Here is a 17,454-nt window from a genome sequence, read left to right as displayed (position 1 = left end):
TCGGGTCAAGGATCAGGAGGCGGGTGAATGCGCAGTGCGGCAATGGTGTTGGGGGTGATTGGCGGCTGTCTGGCGGTGCTGGTCGGGTTTTTCAGCTATGGCTATACCGAGGTGGTCAATCGCATCGGTGAAGTAGACGGGTTGCTCACGCAGGTCAGCGACCCCGCGTTGATCCGCAGCGCGAGTTTTCTGGCCCCGCTCTTGGCGATTGCCGGGGGGGCGATGGCCAAGGTGCGGGCGCTCTGGGGTGGGCTGTTGCTGCTCGTATCGGCGGGGCTGATGTATTACGCATTTGGCTTCAACGTCTTTACCATGTTCCCGCTGGGCTTTACCGCGCTGGCCGGGGTGCTGGCGATTGCCGCAGGCAAGCCAGACGAGCCACGGGCGCATTTCTGAGGGCGATCACAGCGCGGGCAAACGATACATGCCAGAGCTGGAGAAGGCGATGGAACTGCCGTCTGATATATCCTCGGCAAAGCGTTGGGCGATGACGCGCAGCGCAGTCTGACGGCCCTTGGCGACCAGTGCCCGGCGCGAGGGCAGCGAGGGCGTGAGACCGGGGCTGAGCAGGGTTTGCGACCAGATGAGCGGATGCAATTCCTGCAAGTGGTTTTCCAACAGCCAGTCCAGACAGTCATGGATGCGGCGGCGCGATGCTTCTGCGGGGCCAGACAGCCGCTGATTGCCAGTTTTGGGGGCCATCACGATACCGCAAAAGGCCGAAAGCTGATTGATCACATGCTGGTCGCGGCGACGGGCCACGATGTCACGCAGGCCGTCCACGAAGAAATCGGCATCAAGATGCGCGATTGCGCAGGGGTCGAGCGCGAGAGCATCGAAATAGACCCAAGCATAGGCGCCTGCGCCCCATATCTCGCCGGTTCGCGCGGCGGTGCGGCGCGCCTCGAGATCGAGCATTTCGTAATTGCCATAGCGTGCAGGCAAGAGCGCCTCGCCAAGAGCGCGCATGTGGCGGGGGCTGTCGGGATCAAGGTCGATCAAGCGTTCGTAATCGTCGGCCACGCGCATCCCGGGCTGTCGCCGCGCGGCCAGAAGGGCGCATTGTGCCGCTGACAACGAAGGCGCATCGAGATCGACCCCGTCGAAGGGCGCGAGCATGTCTTCCGCGCGTTTGAAATGTTCGAGAAAGCGCAACTCATGCGCCGGGCGCGTGCGATCCGTGGCGGTGGTGCGCCAAGCCCAGCCGATGTCGATATGCGCGAGCGCCACGATCAGCGCGCAAGGGTAGCTATCGGGGTTCTCGGCCTGCATTTCTTCGAGCGCGTCGATGCCAGAGGGGTCCGGGTCTGCGCCGTCATGAAGTGCGTCTTCGGCGGCTGCCACCACATCGGCGCGCGCACCGACCGCCAAAAGCGTGGTCGCATTCTCGCCCCCCGGTGTGCGCAGCCGCGCGGCATCCGTGTATTCCATCACCTGCGCCAGTTCTGGCCACAGATCCTGGCGCGCGAGCTTTTGCCCCCGGTCCTGATGCATGGCGCGGGCCATTTCCTCATCCGTGACCGGCAGTGAGGGCAGCAGGATGCGTTTGGACAGGCTATCGAGGTCTGTCTCGGGCTTGCGCCGCAAGAGACCCAACAGATCCGGCCAACGGCTGGTCGCCTTTGACTGACGCTTGTGCGGGGTGGGCGCGGTCGGTTCTGGATTGGCAAGCGGTTCAAACGGCATGGGAGCTCCGGCAATCTTGGTGCCCCTTCAAAGTGCCGTCGGATTTCGACCAAAAAAGGGCGATGCTTGGGTGAAGGCAGGGAATATCCCGGACGCCATCTAGGGCGTTGCCATAAACCTATCCTTGCGTCAGAATTGCCGAATGAGGGGTTTTTTGATTGTTGTTTTCATTGTGTTTTTCTCTCTTCCCGCCGCAGCGCAGGACGGGAAAACCGCTGATTTGACCCTGAGTCCCCCGGCGCGAGATGGCAATATTCCGCGCACGCGGTGGGAACATCGCACTGAGGCCGAGCTTTGGACGCGCAGTGCGCTGTCGGCGCTCAAGGCGCATGGCGCGCCGCTGGTGCGGAGTGTGCCGCGTGATATTGCAAGCTGGTGCCCCTCCTACGCCACGGGTGGCGAGGCGCGGCGGCGCGCGTTCTGGGTGGGGTTCCTGTCGGCCTTGGCCAAGCATGAAAGCACCCATAACCCCAAGGCTGTGGGTGGTGGTGGGCAGTGGCATGGGCTGTTGCAGATCGGGCCTGCCACGGCGCGGGGCTATAAATGCCGGGCGGGCAGTGGCGAGGCGTTGCGCCATGGGCCGGACAATCTGTCCTGTGCCATTCGGATCATGGCCCACACCGTGCCGCGCGACGGTGTGGTGTCAGAGGGGCGGCGCGGAGTGGCCGCCGATTGGGGGCCGTTGCACAGTGCGACCAAACGCGAAGATATGCAGCGTTGGACGCGCGCGCAGAGCTATTGCAAGCCCCTGTCTGCGGTTCGGCCACGGGCGCGGCCGACACGGGTGGCGCGCGTGGCTGAGTGACAGGGGTGATCGCGGCGTAGAATGGCACCTGCGCGGCGCGGCACGGCGCGCGGTGCCAATCCTTGCCTCAACTCCCCCGAATTCGCCCCACCATCTCTGTCGTGTCGCGGCTGAGATTTGGTGTCGCAAGGATGCGGTCCAATTCTGCCGCGATCATGCCCTGACGCACCGGATCGTAGCGGCGCCATGTCTCGAAGGCCGAGCACATCCGCGCCGTGGTCTGCGGGTTGAGGGGATCGAGCCGAATGAGCATATCCGCCAGCAGCCTGTAGCCACGCCCGGACGCGTGGTGAAAGCCCGCAGGCGACATGGTGAGCGCGCCCAGCGTGGCGCGGAACCGGTTGGGATTGCGCAGGGTGAAATCGGGATGGCGGGTCAATGTTTCGGCCACCTCTGCGGCGCGGTCGGGCGCTGTCTGCACGATTTGCAGGGTGAACCATTTGTCGATCACCAGCCGGTCGTGTTTCCACTGGGTGTAAAAGGCCTCGGTCGCGGCCGCGCCTGCGCCGGCCTGCAAAAGGCAGGACCAAGCCGCCAATTGCTGGGTCATGTTATCCGCCGCGTCATATTGTGCCTGCGCGCGGGTGCCCCCGTCGCGGCGGCTGAGCATGGCCAGGGCCGCGTTGGCCAGCGCCCGTGCGCCCGTTTGATCGGGGTCGGGGCGATAGGGGGCCGTGACCTGATAGCGGCTGTAGAGATCCTGTGCGATGCTTTCCAGCGCCTCGGCGCGGGTGTCGCGCAGGGTCTCAAGCGCGTCCCAGATTGCTTGCGGATCGGGCACGTGCCCCGCATCAAAGAGCGCTTGTGCCAGATCATCCTCGGACGGCAGGCCAAGCGCCAGCGCGCGAAACGCGGGATCGAGCGTGTCGTCACGGGCGACACGGGCAATCGCATCGAGATAGGCGGCATCGGGGGCTGCGCCCTCGGTCATCATTGCCAAAAGGCCCGCGCGGGCCAGAGCACGCCCAGCCTCCCATTTGTTGAAGGGGTCGGTATCATGCGCCAGAAGAAAGGCGCGTTCGGAATTGCTGCTCTCGCGCTCTAGGATCACGGGGGCCGAAAAATCGCGCAGGATCGAGGGGATGGGGCGCGTTGCTAATCCATCGAAGCTAAAGCTCTGGCGCGCCTCTGTCATTTCCAGCACCTGCGTCGGCTGCACCTCGTCGCCATTGGGGCTGAGCAGGCCCACGGCAATCGGGATCACACGCGGCTGTTTATCCTCTTGTCCCGGTGTGGGCGGGGTTTTCTGTTCGAAGTGAAGCGTGTAGCGGCCATTGTTGAATTCTTCGGTGACGCGCAGGCGCGGCGTTCCGGCGTCGGAATACCAGCGTTTGAATTGAGAGAGGTCGCGGCCCGTCACATCCTCGAACACCTGAAGCCAATCCTCGATGGTGCAGGCCTGCCCGTCATGGCGGGTGAAATAGAGATCGAGCGCCTCGCGATAGGCGGCATCGCCCACCAATCGCTTGAGCATGCCGATCAGTTCGGCGCCTTTTTCATAGACCGTTGCGGTGTAGAAGTTGTTGATTTCAATAAAGCTCTCGGGGCGGACGGGATGCGCCAGCGGGCCGTTATCCTCGCGGAACTGGCGGGCGCGGAGCGCGATCACATCCGAGATACGCTTGACCGGGGCGGACCGCAGGTCTGCGGTGAACTGACTGTCGCGGTAGACCGTCAGCCCCTCTTTGAGGCAGAGCTGAAACCAGTCGCGGCAGGTGATGCGGTTGCCGGTCCAGTTGTGGAAATACTCATGCGCGACAATCGCCTCGATACGTTCGAAATTGGCATCTGTGGCGGTCTCTGCTGTGGATAAGACGCAAGAGGAGTTGAAGATGTTCAAGCCCTTGTTCTCCATCGCGCCCATGTTGAAATCGTCGACGGCGACGATGTTGAAAAGATCGAGGTCATATTCGCGCCCGTAAACCTCTTCATCCCAGGCCATGGATTTCTTGAGCGCCTCCATGCCAAAGGCGCATTTGCCCTCATCCCCCGGCCGCACCCAGATGTTGAGATCGACATGCCTGCCCGAACGGGTGGTGAAACTATCAGGATGTGCCACCAGATCGCCCGCGACGAGCGCAAAGAGATAGGCCGGTTTCGGCCATGGATCGTGCCATTCGGCCCAGCCTGCGCCGCTGTCGGTCGGGTTGCCGTTGGAAAGCATCACCGGCGTGTCGCCCTCAATCCGCACGGTGAAGATGCTCATCACATCGGGGCGGTCGGGGTAATAGGTGATCTTGCGAAATCCCTCGGCCTCGCATTGGGTGCAATACATGCCGTTCGACATATAAAGCCCTTCAAGGGCGGTGTTGCCCTCTGGGTTGATCTCGACCTCGGCCTCGAAGGTGAACGGCGCGTCGGGGACGATGGCGCTGAGGCCCTGAGGTGTCACCTCGGGTGTGATTTCGGCCCCGTTGATGCGGGCGCTAATAAGCGTGAGCGCCTCGCCATGCAGGAAAAAATCGCGCGATGTGGCGTCCGGATTGGGTCGAAACTCGATCCGGCTGAGGACGCGCGTGGTGTTGGGGGCAAGACGAAAGGTCAGATGCACCGCATCCACCAGATAGGCGGGGGGCGTATAATCCTCGAGATAAACGGGCTTTGGGGCTGCATCTTTCATGGCGCTCTCCTCTGGTTTGGGGTGACCCTAAGTGCTGGCGCGGGGGGCTGCAATGGGGCTTTCCTTCGGGCTGCCTGCTGCTATTTGCCTTGTCATGGAACGCCCGGTCATTCTCTGGTTCAAGCGCGATTTGCGGGTGCAGGATCACCCGGCGTTGACCCATGCGGCGCGGCTGGGGCCGATCCTTCCGCTTTATATTGTCGAGCCTGGCTTGTGGGCAGAGCCGGATGCGTCGGGGCGGCAATATGCGTTTATCTGCGAGTGTCTGGAGAGCTTGCGCGAGGATCTGGCGGGGCTGGGCCTGACGCTTGTGGTGCGGGTGGGCGATGCGGTGACGGTGCTGGAGGATTTGCGGGCGGCGCATGCTGTCGTGCATCTGGTCAGTCATGAAGAGACCGGCAATCTCTGGAGCTTTGGGCGCGACCGGCGCGTGGCGGAATGGGCCCGTGGGCAGGGGGTGCGTTGGGAGGAGATGCCCCAATCGGGTGTGGTGCGGCGGCTTGGCAGTCGGGATGCGTGGCAGGGGGCGCGCGACAGGGTGATGCGCGCGCCGGTGCTGGGGCCGGTGCAGGGCGTGCGGGGGCTGGCGGTGGCCAGTGATGATCTGCCTGCGCCTGCGACGCTGGGGCTAAAGGACGCCTGTCCGCTTCGGCAAAAGGGTGGGCGTGGGGCAGGCATGCGGGCGCTTCAGTCTTTTCTAAGCACACGCGGAGAGAGCTATCAGCGGGCCATGTCCTCGCCTTTGCACGGCGCACGGGCCTGTTCACGGATCAGCCCACATTTGGCCTTTGGCACGCTGTCGCTGCGCGAGGCGGTGCAGACGGGGGCCATGGCACCCGGCGGGCGAGGCGCGGATTGGGCGCGCTCGATGCGGTCGTTTCAGGCGCGTTTGGCGTGGCGGGATCATTTCATGCAAAAGCTGGAGGATGAGCCCGAGATTGAGCGCCGCTGTCTGCACCCGGCCTATGAAGGGCTGCGCCCGCGTGAGGCCGATGCCCTGCGGTTGGCGGCATGGTCGACGGGGGAAACGGGCCTGCCTTTTGTCGATGCCTGCATGCGGTCGCTCTTGGCGACCGGCTGGCTCAATTTCCGCATGCGCTCGATGTTGATGGCGGTGGCGTCCTATCACCTCTGGCTGGATTGGCGCAGCACCGGGCCGGTTTTGGCGCAGGCGTTTACCGATTACGAGCCGGGGATTCATTGGCCGCAGGTGCAGATGCAATCGGGCACCACGGGGATGAATACGATCCGGATTTACAACCCGGTGAAACAGGGGTTGGATCAAGACCCGACCGGGGAATTCACGCGACGGTGGCTGCCGGAATTGGCGCAGGTGCCGGATGCGTATTTACAACGCCCGTGGGACTGGCCTGAGGCGGAGAGGCTGTTGGAGCGTGGATACCCTGCACCGATTGTCGATCCGGTTGAGGCGGCGCGCGTGGCGCGCGAGGCGGTCTGGGCCTGTCGGCGGGCGCATCGTGGGGATGCCGTGACGGCGCGGATCGTGACCCGCCATGCCAGCCGCAAGCGCCCGAGGCGGGCCAAGCCCAAGGCGGCGACGGCGCAACTGAGTTTGGATCTCTGATATGCCGCGCGCACCCCGCAAATCTGACCTGCCGGTCAAGACCTGCGCCACCTGCGGGCGGCCGATGGAATGGCGGCGCAATTGGGCGCGTGTCTGGGACGAGGTGCGCCATTGCAGCGAACGCTGTCGGCGCAGCCGCAAGAGGGCTGGTGTGGACGGGAAAGACCCGACCGGCCGGGATGCGTTTGACCAGTAGCGAGGTGCCCCCGCCCACAGCGTCAGAGTGGCGCCAAAAGGTAAAGGTTCCTGCAATAAATTCGGGCAAATTCGCATCATCGCACGAAAACATGTGCGGGAATTGGTGTTTTGTTATTCCATTCTGCGGTATATTTTATGCAAATGAGTGAGCGAGTGGCGCAATCTGGAAAGACAAGAATGAAACGCCCGGTTGTTGGTGTGATTGCCAACCAATACCAGATCGAAAACCGTTACCCGACCCATGCGGGCGGAACGATCAACTCTTCCGCGGTGGCCGATGTTGCGGGCTGTATGCCGCTGATCATCCCGGCTGACGCGCGGTATGTGTCGGTCGCAGAGTTGCTGGAAACCTGCGATGGCTTTCTGCTCACGGGGGGGCGCCCCAATGTGCACCCCGAGGAATATGGTGAGGCCGCGACCGAAGCGCATGGCGCGTTTGACCGTGCGCGCGATGCGATCACCCTGCCGCTGGCGCGTGCCTGTATCGAGCGTGGGCAGCCAATCCTGGGCATTTGTCGCGGTTTTCAGGAGGTGAATGTTGCCATGGGTGGGACGCTCCATCCTGAAATTCGCGATTTGCCGGGGCGCGACAATCATCGGATGCCCCCTGAGGGCACGATGGAGGAACAGTTCGCCCTGCGCCACAAGGTGCGCTTTACCTCGGGCGGGGTGTTTCACCGGCTGATGGGGGCTGAAGAGGTGATGACCAACACGCTGCATGGGCAGGGCATTTTGCGCGCGGGGCGCGGTGTGGTCATCGACGGTTGGGCACCCGATGGCACCCCAGAGGCGCTCTATATCGACGGGGCTCCGGGCTTTACCTTATCGGTGCAATGGCATCCGGAATATAATGCCGCGCATGATCCGGTCAGCCGCCCGCTGTTTTCCGCCTTTGGCGATGCGGTGCGGGCGTGGGCATCGGGGCAGGCGGCCCCGCTGCTCAAATCGGCCTGACCTCGGTCAGGCCACGTCTTTTTCTCCCAAGGAACACAGGAGTTGCGCCTCGTGGCGGCGCAAGCAACTGCGCGCGGTGTCGCGGTGGTGGCCCGGCGCGCTGCGCAATTCCGGGAAGATCGCGAAGAGTTCCTCGCGCGCTGCCGCGTCGATTGCGCCGAGCGCCATGTCGCCAGCATAAAAGCTTTCGGTGCCGATGCCGTCGGCATAGATGATCTCGTGCCGATCAAACATGATGTGGATATAGGTCACGGCGTCGCGGGGGCTGACAGTTACGTCGCGACCGTTGACCATATGTTTGGCCGCGACCAAGACCTCGCTTTCGCCAAAGAGCAATTCGGCCTGATAGCCGGTAAAGAGCAGCCGGTGTTGCGGCGAGACCAACAGAGGTTCTTGCCCGCCCATCACGCTGGAGGCGATGGAAATCGGGGCGAAATCGCCCAGACCTGCCACGGTGCGTTTGCCGACCCAGCGGATCGGTTGCAGCCCGTGATCGCGCGTGACAACCATATCGCCCAAGCGCAGGCTCTCGACCGGGCGTTCGCCCCATTGGGTGAGAATGCGCGCGCCGGGGGTGAAGCAGATGATATTCTCGATCTCGGAGAAGTTGACCACAGTGCCGTCGGTCATGGTGAACGTGCCCGCAAGCCCGCCCGCCGCATCATCGGTGTTGGTAAAGCTGATGTCGGCCTTGCTTGCGAATTCACCCAGCCAGAGCGTATCGCCGAGCGTCTCGTCGCCCTCACCGCCGATGAGGGTGATCGTATCGGTCGCGGCTTCGCCCAGGTCGGTCAGGCGGAAGAAATCGTCGCCATCGCCGCCCTCGGCGCTGTCGCCCTGGCTGACATTGATCGTGTCATTGCCGGTGCCACCAAAAAGCGTATCGGCATCAGCACCGCCATCAAGGCTGTCGTTGCCTGCATCGCCAAATATGCGGTCGTTGCCAGCCCCCGCGAGGATGCTGTCGCTGTCATTGCCACCCTCGATCGTGTCATTGGCGGTCCCCCCGATCAGGGTGTCATTGCCGTCGCCGCCAACCAAGCTGTCGCCGGTTTCGAGTGTGGCTGAGCCGGTGAAGCCCGAATAGATCAGGTCGTTTCCAGCGCCGCCAATCAACGTATCCGTTTCGGAACTGCCGGAGGCGGATTCCCAGCCTCCATTTATGCCCGAGTCGCCCGAGATGGTGTCGTTCCCATCTCCGCCGTCGAGATATTGGCTATTGTTGCTGCCAAATAGCTGATCGTTCCCGTCTTCGCCATAGAGCGTATCATTGAGGTGTTGAGGATCACCAACCCCCGAAATCGCAACGGACAGCACGTCATCGCCCGCACCCCCGTAGACGACGTCTTGGCCAAAGCCACCAGTGATGGTGTCATTGCCGTCCTCGCCCAAGAGGGTATCGTTGCCGCTGCCCCCGGCAATCGAGTCGTCCCCGATGCCGCCATAGACGGTATCATTGCCAGCGCCTGCGTCGATGGTGTCATTGCCTGCCCCTGCAATGATCTCATCATCCTGAGAGCCGTCGGCGGCATCGTTGGCGTCGACCCGGTCGCCGCCGGGGTCGCCGGTGTAATCGACGGTGATGAGATCGCCCGCATCCGTGCCCTCGACGATGAAGTCGCGCCCGTCGGGGATGCCCATGGCCACGAGGGCGGGGGTGTTGTCGACACTGGACATCGGCACGCCGACGAGCGTCAGGCTCTCACCGCCGGGGAAGGTGAGGATCGCATCGCCGGTGCCATCGCCATTGGTGTCGGTGACGGTCACATCGGCGGTGGTAACAGGTGTTGTGCCATCCGAGGTGAGGCCCGTCACATCGAGCAGATCGCCGCTGGTATAGGTGCCATCGCCATTGTCGGTGGGGGCGGCGAAGCTGGAGACCACATCATTGCCAGAGCCATCGGCCAGAACAAGCAGGTCGCGGTCGCCGTCATCCTGCCCAAGGTCGATCTGGTCGTTGCCCGCGCCGCCCACGATCGTATCCGCGCCCGAGGCGGCAAGAATCGAATCGTCGCCCGCGCCGCCATCGACAAAGTCATTGTCAAAGCCGGAAAAGATCGTGTCGTTGCCGCCGCCAGCAAAGATCAGGTCATTGCCGGAATTGCCGATGATCTGCTCGACCCCGTCCGAGCCGACCACCGTATCGTCTCCGGTGCCCATTAGTAAGCGTTCGATTCCAGAGAATTCGGTCATCGAGACGTCATCGGCGATGGAGCCGACTCCTTCGCCGAAGTAGTAAACCAGCAATCCGTCGGAGATGGAGGACAAGTTGATCAGGTCGCCAAGGACCTCATCGGTGTCCCCGCCGAAAATCGTGTCATTTTGCAGTGTGTCATCAAGGACAATCTCGTCATCGCCTGCGCCCGCAACGATCACGTCATTGCCAGCGCCTGCGTCGATGGTGTCATTGCCTGCCCCTGCAATGATCTCATCATCCTGAGAGCCGTCGGCGGCATCGTTGGCGTCCACCCGGTCGCCGCCGGGGTCGCCGGTGTAATCGACGGTGATGAGGTCGCCCGCATCCGTGCCCTCGACGATGAAGTCGCGCCCGTCGGGGATGCCCATGGCCACGAGGGCGGGGGTGTTGTCGACGTCGGACATCGGCACGCCGACGAGCGTCAGGCTCTCACCGCCGGGGAAGGTGAGGATCGCATCGCCGCTGCCATCGCCATTGGTGTCGGTGACGGTCACATCGGCGGTGGTAACAGGTGTTGTGCCATCCGAGGTGAGGCCCGTCACATCCAGCAGATCGCCGCTGGTATAGGTGCCATCGCCATTGTCGGTGGGGGCGGCGAAGCTGGAGACCACATCATTGCCAGAGCCATCGGCCAGAACAAGCAGGTCGCGGTCGCCGTCATCCTGCCCAAGGTCGATCTGGTCGTTGCCCGCGCCGCCCACGATCGTATCCGCGCCCGAGGCGGCAAGAATCGAATCGTCGCCCGCGCCGCCATCGACAAAGTCATTGTCAAAGCCGGAAAAGATCGTGTCGTTGCCGCCGCCAGCAAAGATCAGGTCATTGCCGGAATTGCCGATGATCTGCTCGACCCCGTCCGAGCCGACCACCGTATCGTCTCCGGTGCCCATTAGTAAGCGTTCGATTCCAGAGAATTCGGTCATCGAGACGTCATCGGCGATGGAGCCGACTCCTTCGCCGAAGTAGTAAACCAGCAATCCGTCGGAGATGGAGGACAAGTTGATCAGGTCGCCAAGGACCTCATTGGTGTCCCCGCCGAAAATCGTGTCATTTTGCAGCGTGTCATCAAGAACAATCTCGTCATCGCCTGCGCCCGCAACGATCACGTCATTGCCAGCACCGGCGAGAATGGTATCGGCCCCGTCCTGACCAAAGATCGTATCGTCGCCTGAGCCGCCCGCCAGCCCGTCATTGCCGGAGCCCGCCAGGATCGTCCCGGAGGTGTTCGACAGGGTGATCGTGTCGCCGAAGTTCGAGCCGATGACATTCTGGAAATTGCTGATGACATCGCCATCGGCATCTGACCCGAAGGCGGTGTTGGTTTCGAGATTGACGGTAACGGAACCGGCAGAGCCCGAGTAATCCAGCGTGTTGCTGCCGGTGCCGCCATCCAGCGTATCGGCCCCGGTGCCGCCTGCGATGGTGTCATTGTTGGCACCGCCCAAAAGCGAATCGTCGCCTGCGGCCCCGAGGATGAGGTCGGCCCCATCCTCACCCAGCACCGTGTCATTGCCTGACCCGGCAAGGATCGTGTCATCGCCCGCGCCCGCGACGATTTCGTCGTCATTGGATCCGTCGGCGGCGTCGGTATTGTCCACCCGGTCGCCATTGGGGTCGCCGGTATAGTTAAGGTCAATCAGGTCGCCGCCTGCCGTGCCTTCGACAATAAAGTCGGACAGAAGGATGTTTTCGATGTCCGTATAGTTGATTGTCGCCGACTGGGCCCCGCGGGAAAGGAAGATCTGACCGCTGAACCCCGGACTGCCGTTATTCTCGGAGTTTTGCGTCATGCTGCTGATGGTCCAGCCATCCGCGATCAGGGCCGAAAGATCGAGCGTGTCATTGTCCACGCCGCCAAATCCACCATCGACGTTGAAGCTGTAGACGCCAGAGGGATCGGTGGCCGTGGCGCGGATCACATCCGCCCCGTCGCCCCCCTGCAGGCTGTCGTTTCCGCCCGAAGTGAGGATCGTGTCGTTTCCCGCGCCACCTTGGATGGTGTCGCTGCCTGCGCCCCCGTCGATCAGGTCATTGCCGCTCTCGCCGCCGATGGAATCGTTGCCCGCATCGCCGCTGAGAATATCGCCCGCCGAAGAGCCAAAGATCGTATCGTTGCCATCGCCGCCCGAAACGGTGCTGGCATCGGCGGTCGAGTCAAAGCCCAAGGCATCGTCGATGAAATCGTTGCCCGCGCCCCCCTCGACCGAGTCATTGCCGGACCCGTAATAGATCGTATCGTTTCCACCGCCGCCGAGGATGGTGTCGTCGCCGCTGCCGCCCAGCAGCGAGTCGGCCCCGTCGCGCCCGTCGATGGAATCGTTGCCCGCGCCGCCGTCGATCACGTTGGTGGTGGTGCCGCCGTCGAAAATGTCGTCATAGCCCACAAGCGTGTCGTCAAAGGCCGAGCCGATGATACCGTCCACACCGCTGATGATGACATCCCCGGTCGCATCCCCGCCGGTAAGGGTATTGGTTTGCAGGTTGACGTTTACCGCCGCCCCTGAGGTGGCGTAACTCAAGAGGTCGAGGCCGGTGCCGCCGATAAACGTATCCGCACCGGCCCCCCCGATCAGCGTGTCGTTGCCATTGCCGCCATCGAGCGAATCGTTGCCCGTGCCACCATCCAGCAGGTCGTTGCCGTCACTGCCAAACACGGTATCGTTGCCCGCGCCCGCGCGCACGGTGTCATTGCCCAGACCGGCCGTGACCAGATCAGCGTTTGTGCCGGCCAGATTGTCCGTGTCGTCGATCCGGTCGCCTTCAGGGTCGCCGAGATAGGCAGCGTCGATCAGGTCGTTGCCGGCCGTGCCCTCGACCACGTAATCCGAGAACGTGAGGTCGTAGCGATCCGCTGTCATGCCATAGACATCGGTGCCATTGGTAGGGGCGGCGGTGCCGAGTGTGATCGAGAGGATCGGTTTGGCTTCGAGCGCGTCGGAATAAGCGGTTGGGCCAGAGGGTGGCGGCAGCAGGTAAAGGGTGCCGTTGGTGGCTTGCATGACGATCGCGTTGACGGTCGCCGTTGTGCCATCGGTATAGGTTATGACCGTGTTGTTGTAGATCATCGTGGCGTCATGCGTGTAGCGCACGCCGCCGATGACGAATTCTTCGTTGCTCAGGAAGTTGTTGGAATCATAGGCGTTGGACGTGGCCCCGCCGGTGTAATCAGGAAAGAGCAGCAGGTCGATATCGGGTGAGAGCGTCGCAACAGTCCCCGCCAGCGGATTGGCGGTGCTGCCGAAAACGAGCCCCTCGAGTGCCCCATGGTTCTCGGATGTGAGGTTGCCTTCGATCGTGTCGATTTGTGGGGCCGTGCCAAGCACAAAGAGGTCGAAGGTCGTGGCCATGGTCTGCTGTCTCGCTGTCTTTGAAGGCGGTACGCGGCTGCTAAGAGCGTTTTGAAAGGATCAATCGGAGAGGTGCGATGCGCCTGACCTCAGCCGGTGGATTTTCCGGGCGTAATCACCCCCGCCGCCCCTGACCGCGTCCATGCCAAGACCATCCCGCGAGAGGCGAGAGGTAATGCAGGCGTTATTCTATTGAAATTAAACATAAATACTCACTCTCCACGCACTGACACTTTGAGAACAACATCCCCGAGGATCATAGTCTCTACCCTTTGGAAAAGTGTTAATGTCGCGGCTTGGTGTTTCTTGGGCTCTTTTCAGACACTTTAACGGCACCCAAGCGCGACAATTTAGGGGCCTTATCCGCAGGGTTGCAAAAGACGTGCCTCGTGCCGTTTGAGGCAGGGGCGCGCGGTGTCGCCATAGGCATTGGGATTGCTGCGCAACTCTGGGAAGATCGCGAACATCTCTTCGCGCGCCTGATCCGTAATGGCCGATATGCCGATGTCGCCTGCATGAAAGCTCTCGGTGGCCGCGCCTTCGGCATAGATCACTTCATGTCGGTCGAACATGACATGGATATAGGTCACGGTTGCCTGATCCTCTTGGGTGACGGCCAGGCCATCGACCATATGCCGTGCCGCGATCAAGACCTCGTCACAGCCAAACAGCAGCTCGGCCTTGTAGCCCGTGAAGAGAAAGCGGTGTTGCGGCGAGACCAAGAGCGGCGCGCGCCCCCCGTCGAGCACGTGGGCTGCCACGCGCACGGGCGCAAAGCGACCGATCCCCGGCACGGTGCGCCGTCCGATCCAACGGATTGCTTGGGGGCCATGATCGCGGGTGATCACCAGATCGCCCGCGCGCAAGGATTCAACCGCGCGCTCGCCATGGGGGGTCAACAAGCGGATGCCGGGGGTGAAGCAGATGATGTTCTCGATTTCCGAGAAATTGACCACCGTGCCATCGCTGAGGGTAAAGCTGCCCGAGAGACCGCCCGCCGCATCATCGGTATTGGTAAACGTGATGTCGGCCTTGCGCGCCTCGGGTGACAAGAAGAGCGTATCGCCGTTTGTCTCGGCCCCTTCGCCGCCGATGATGGTGATCGTGCCGGTGCCGGCCTCAGCCGGGGTTTCGATGACAAAGAGATCATCGCCGTCGCCGCCGATCAGCGTGTCATTCTCGCCCGCGATCAGCGTGTCATTGCCGCCCTCGCCAAACAGAAGGTCGGCACCCGCGCCGCCATCCAGCAAATCATTGCCCTCAATCGCGTCGCTGCCGACGATGAGCGCACTGGTTGCAAGATCCTGCACCGCGCCGCCGGGCAGGGTGACCGTGCCCGAGAGCACGTTGCCGCCAAGGTTTTCCCAATAGCGCACCTCGATGGTATAGCTTTGGCCCGCCTCTAGCGTGACATCGCCCCAGCGGGTTGTTGCGGCCTGATGGAAATCGTTGTCGAGAAATGATCCGGTGGTGCCGATCTGGTTGGTAAAGGTCAGCGGGTCGCCGTTGCTGTCGAGGATACGGATGGTTGAACCATCGTCCGAGGTGGTGGCAAAGCGGTAGACCCCATCGGCAGAGGCGATGAGATTGGAGGTATAGATGATGCCGTAATCATTGGGATCGGCCTGGCCTGTGGCCTGTTGGCCGTGCCCGGTGACATCAAACCCCGCAGAGGTCCCAGATCCTGCCAAGGTGCCGCTTTCGATGGTGAAAGCCTGCCCGTTGGCTGAGGTGAAATCGCGGGTGTAGACATCATAGCTCCAGCGTGTGGCGGTGCCGCCATCGCCGTAGAGCACATCATTGCCCGCGCCGCCCTCAAGACTGTCATCGCCATTGCCGCCGATCAGCGTGTCGTTGCCGCCTTGGCCCAGCAGCGTGTCATTGCCGCTTTCGCCGCTCAGGCTATCGGCGCCGGTGCCACCCTGCACGGAATCGTTGCCAAGGCCCGCGAGCACGGTGTCATTGCCCGCGCCTGCATTGATGACATCGTCGTTAAAGCCCGGACCGCTTACGCCGTCGCCATTGTCCACCCGGTCAGAGCCGTTGGCGATGGGTTCGATATAGCTGCCATTGATAAGGTCATTGCCGCCGGTGCCATCCACGACGCCGTTATCCCAGGCCTGCGCAAGACGATCCGCGCCAAGGTTGGTATTGGTGCTTGCATTGACGCTGTCGAGCGTGATGGAAACAATCGGCCCGGCCTCGAAGGCGGTGACATCCGCGTTAAAGCTGATCTCGGGGGCCAGAAACAATTCGCCGGTGGTGGATTGTGCAATAACGGCCGTCACCACGGCTGTTGTGCCATTGGCATAGGTGAGGGTGGCGTTGAAAACGCTCAACCCATCGAATGTAAAGGTCTGGGTTCCGGCCCCGATGTCGGTGGTAAAGGCGTCATTGGTGACGGTGTTGTTCATGTCGAGCGCACCGACTGCGCCACCGTTGTTGATGGTTGTGACGCTGGAAATGCGTTGATACAGCGGGTCTAACGCGCTGCCATAGGTGCGGTTTTCGAAAAGGGCTGCGTTCTCGGCATTGCTGTTGCCTTCGGTCGGATCAAGAAAATCCGTCTCGGTCCCTAAAAAGATCCAATTAAAGGTCGTTGGCATGATACTGGCACCCTGTTGTTTCCAAACTGGGTACACAGCCTGTGCGGCGGCATTGGGCGCGCATTCGGGAGAATTTTAGACGATTGTGTCTAAAGCCGGATCAATCATGGCAGTGATTGGGCGGGGCTGCTGCCGTTTTTGAGTATTTTCGCCAAGAAGAAACGGGGGCCGGATCAGACCTGACCGCCCGCAAGCTCTATGGTCTGGCCATTGATGCTGGACGAGCCCGGACCACAAAGCCACAGAGCCGCCTGTGCCACTTCCTCGGGCGCAATCAGGCGTTTGTGGCGGTTGGCCTCGACCATGAGGGTGCGCGCCGCCTCTTCTGACACGCCGGCGCGCTGAGAAATAGCGGTGGCGTTGCGGTGGACAATTTCAGTGTCCACATACCCGGGACAAATTGCGTTGAAGGTCAGGCCGGTGCCCAGGTAATCCTCGCTCAAGCCACGAATGAGGCCGATCATCCCGTGTTTTGAGGCCGTATAGGCCGCCGCGCCCTTAAGCCCTTTGAGGCCTGCAATCGACGACATGGCTATGACCCGTCCCCAATCGGTCTGGCGCATGCCAGTGAGGCATTCGCGCAGGGTGTAAAACGCACCGTCAAGATTGGTGGCCATGATCTGCCGCCAGAAATCCGCATCGGTCTTGTGCAGGGCGCGCCCCTCGGCGATGCCGGCATTGGCGATGCAGATCTGCACCGGGCCGCGCGCGGCGACCGCCTGTGCCACGCCCGCGATGACCTGTGCCTCTTGGGTGACGTCCATCACGATGGGATGCAGACCTGCGCCGCTGACCGCCTCGAGCACCCCGGCGCGGCGTCCGGTGATGGTCACCTCTGCGCCCGCCTCAGCCAGAGCGCGGGCGATAGCAAGGCCGATGCCGCTGCCGCCGCCCGTCACCAATGCATGTTTGCCCGCGATTGTCATCTTGCCTCCGCCCTCATGCGCGCTACTGTAGCTGCTCTTGAGCAAGAGACAACCGTGAGAGGGGCGGGTGAGACCCATATTGAAATGGATTGACATGCCGCCCGTCTGGCTTGCCGGGTTTCTGGCTGTGGCATGGATGCAATCCAGCCATTACACCATGGGCCTGAGCCTTGGCGAAACATGGGCCGGTCTTTTGGGCGGGCTGCTGGTGGGCGGGGGAATTTTGCTGGTGGTGATGGCCGCGCTGGAATTTCGCCGCCATAAAACCAGCATCGTGCCGCATGAAACGCCAGAGCGCCTGATCCAGTCGGGAATTTTTCGGCGCTCGCGCAATCCCATCTATCTGGGGGATACGCTGATTCTCGGAGGGCTTATTCTGCGCTGGGATGCGGTTCTGGCGCTGCCACTGATTCCCATATTCGTCTGGGTCATAGAAAAACGCTTTATTATTCCGGAAGAGGACCGGATGCGGCGCAAGTTCCGCATGGATTTTGCCCGTTATTGCGAAAAAACCAGACGTTGGTTGTAGAAAC

General features: G+C 62.2%; 11 protein-coding genes. 6 read left to right on the top strand and 5 right to left on the bottom strand.

Annotated elements, in window-relative coordinates:
- Positions 1 to 27 precede the first annotated feature (27 nt).
- Positions 28 to 396, top strand: a complete 369-nt coding sequence (locus RAK1035_RS00665; protein WP_008280685.1) for a hypothetical protein — start codon at positions 28 to 30, stop codon at positions 394 to 396.
- Positions 397 to 402: 6 nt separating this feature from the next.
- Here the strand turns inward: RAK1035_RS00665 and RAK1035_RS00660 are convergent, their stop codons facing one another.
- Complete coding sequence (locus RAK1035_RS00660; protein WP_008280684.1) at positions 403 to 1,686, bottom strand: hypothetical protein; 1,284 nt, start codon at positions 1,684 to 1,686, stop codon at positions 403 to 405.
- Positions 1,687 to 1,906: 220 nt separating this feature from the next.
- On the opposite strand from RAK1035_RS00660, the gene RAK1035_RS00655 reads away from it, so the two are divergent.
- Positions 1,907 to 2,491 (top strand): transglycosylase SLT domain-containing protein, encoded by a 585-nt coding sequence (locus RAK1035_RS00655; RefSeq protein WP_308341291.1) that lies wholly within the window; start codon positions 1,907 to 1,909, stop codon positions 2,489 to 2,491.
- A gap of 67 nt (positions 2,492 to 2,558) precedes the next feature.
- Here the strand turns inward: RAK1035_RS00655 and pepN are convergent, their stop codons facing one another.
- Positions 2,559 to 5,111 carry an aminopeptidase N gene (gene pepN / locus RAK1035_RS00650; RefSeq protein ID WP_008280682.1) on the bottom strand — a complete coding sequence of 851 codons (2,553 nt, stop codon included), beginning with the start codon at positions 5,109 to 5,111 and terminating at the stop codon, positions 2,559 to 2,561.
- A gap of 52 nt (positions 5,112 to 5,163) precedes the next feature.
- On the opposite strand from pepN, the gene RAK1035_RS00645 reads away from it, so the two are divergent.
- The 3 genes from RAK1035_RS00645 to RAK1035_RS00635 all read left to right on the top strand — a co-directional run bounded on the left by RAK1035_RS00645 (position 5,164) and on the right by RAK1035_RS00635 (position 7,848).
- The gene (locus RAK1035_RS00645; RefSeq protein ID WP_232279180.1) at positions 5,164 to 6,696 is read left to right on the top strand and encodes an FAD-binding domain-containing protein; all 1,533 of its coding nucleotides are present in this window, start codon (positions 5,164 to 5,166) and stop codon (positions 6,694 to 6,696) included.
- A 1-nt stretch (position 6,697) separates the two neighbouring features.
- Positions 6,698 to 6,892 carry a DUF2256 domain-containing protein gene (locus RAK1035_RS00640; protein ID WP_008280680.1) on the top strand — a complete coding sequence of 65 codons (195 nt, stop codon included), beginning with the start codon at positions 6,698 to 6,700 and terminating at the stop codon, positions 6,890 to 6,892.
- Between the two features lie 179 nt (positions 6,893 to 7,071).
- On the top strand, positions 7,072 to 7,848 hold the full coding sequence (locus RAK1035_RS00635) for a gamma-glutamyl-gamma-aminobutyrate hydrolase family protein (protein ID WP_008280679.1): 777 nt from the start codon (positions 7,072 to 7,074) through the stop codon (positions 7,846 to 7,848).
- 6 nt (positions 7,849 to 7,854) lie between these two features.
- Here the strand turns inward: RAK1035_RS00635 and RAK1035_RS00630 are convergent, their stop codons facing one another.
- The 3 genes from RAK1035_RS00630 to RAK1035_RS00620 form a co-directional block, all read right to left on the bottom strand.
- Positions 7,855 to 13,389, bottom strand: coding sequence for a Hint domain-containing protein (locus RAK1035_RS00630; protein WP_008280678.1), 5,535 nt, complete (start codon positions 13,387 to 13,389; stop codon positions 7,855 to 7,857).
- A gap of 359 nt (positions 13,390 to 13,748) precedes the next feature.
- The gene (locus RAK1035_RS20605; RefSeq protein ID WP_008280677.1) at positions 13,749 to 15,995 is read right to left on the bottom strand and encodes a Hint domain-containing protein; all 2,247 of its coding nucleotides are present in this window, start codon (positions 15,993 to 15,995) and stop codon (positions 13,749 to 13,751) included.
- Between the two features lie 173 nt (positions 15,996 to 16,168).
- Positions 16,169 to 16,921: an SDR family NAD(P)-dependent oxidoreductase gene (locus RAK1035_RS00620; protein ID WP_037297558.1), complete on the bottom strand. Its 753-nt coding sequence runs from the start codon at positions 16,919 to 16,921 to the stop codon at positions 16,169 to 16,171.
- A gap of 94 nt (positions 16,922 to 17,015) precedes the next feature.
- On the opposite strand from RAK1035_RS00620, the gene RAK1035_RS00615 reads away from it, so the two are divergent.
- A complete protein-coding gene (locus tag RAK1035_RS00615) occupies positions 17,016 to 17,450 on the top strand; it encodes a methyltransferase family protein (RefSeq protein ID WP_008280675.1) in 435 nt (144 codons plus the stop codon).
- Positions 17,451 to 17,454: the final 4 nt, after the last annotated feature.

Source organism: Roseovarius sp. AK1035 (assembly GCF_003288315.1).
GTDB lineage: Bacteria > Pseudomonadota > Alphaproteobacteria > Rhodobacterales > Rhodobacteraceae > Roseovarius > Roseovarius mucosus_A.
Note: the sequence above shows the minus strand (reverse complement) of the source record. Positions and strands in the feature narration are given on the sequence as shown.

Coding starts and splice junctions, on each gene's coding strand:
- RAK1035_RS00630 (WP_008280678.1), bottom strand. CDS start 13,389: ATGGCCACGACCTTCGACCTCTTTGTGCTTGGCACGGCCCCACAAATC.
- RAK1035_RS00665 (WP_008280685.1), top strand. CDS start 28: ATGCGCAGTGCGGCAATGGTGTTGGGGGTGATTGGCGGCTGTCTGGCG.
- RAK1035_RS00660 (WP_008280684.1), bottom strand. CDS start 1,686: ATGCCGTTTGAACCGCTTGCCAATCCAGAACCGACCGCGCCCACCCCG.
- RAK1035_RS00615 (WP_008280675.1), top strand. CDS start 17,016: ATGCCGCCCGTCTGGCTTGCCGGGTTTCTGGCTGTGGCATGGATGCAA.
- RAK1035_RS00635 (WP_008280679.1), top strand. CDS start 7,072: ATGAAACGCCCGGTTGTTGGTGTGATTGCCAACCAATACCAGATCGAA.
- pepN (WP_008280682.1), bottom strand. CDS start 5,111: ATGAAAGATGCAGCCCCAAAGCCCGTTTATCTCGAGGATTATACGCCC.
- RAK1035_RS00620 (WP_037297558.1), bottom strand. CDS start 16,921: ATGACAATCGCGGGCAAACATGCATTGGTGACGGGCGGCGGCAGCGGC.
- RAK1035_RS20605 (WP_008280677.1), bottom strand. CDS start 15,995: ATGCCAACGACCTTTAATTGGATCTTTTTAGGGACCGAGACGGATTTT.
- RAK1035_RS00645 (WP_232279180.1), top strand. CDS start 5,164: ATGGGGCTTTCCTTCGGGCTGCCTGCTGCTATTTGCCTTGTCATGGAA.
- RAK1035_RS00640 (WP_008280680.1), top strand. CDS start 6,698: ATGCCGCGCGCACCCCGCAAATCTGACCTGCCGGTCAAGACCTGCGCC.